The 274-nt window shown below is 60.9% G+C and carries 1 protein-coding gene; it reads right to left on the bottom strand.

Going from position 1 to position 274, the window contains the following annotated elements:
* Window positions 1-42: 42 nt before the first annotated feature.
* Window positions 43-274 (bottom strand): hypothetical protein (locus tag MN204_RS21835; protein WP_249872925.1); only part of this gene is annotated, 232 nt, incomplete at its 5' end.

Genomic DNA, 274 nt, shown 5'->3' with positions numbered 1-274 from the left:
CCTGATCAAACTTAACACACCATGGTATATGTAATTGCACCATTACACGTCGAGGTGCGAGTCGTACATGGACGGATTGACGGTCTGCTCGTTGAACAGTGCCCCGGCGGCCATGATGTCCAGTCCACGACCAGCCTCGGTAGCCGGAGATGACACGAAGTCGTAGCTGGCATCGCTAGCCTGGCTGGGCTTGGAGCGAGGTGCGTGGCAGCGGCCGCAGCCCTTCTTCTGGTGTCCAGCGACGGCGAGATGGGTGCAGCGCGCACCGGCACCC

Origin of the sequence: Oceanobacillus saliphilus, from assembly GCF_023522835.1 — a bacterium.
Taxonomy (GTDB): Bacteria; Bacillota; Bacilli; order Bacillales; family Amphibacillaceae; genus Oceanobacillus; species Oceanobacillus saliphilus.
This window is presented reverse-complemented; position numbering and strand designations above follow the sequence as displayed.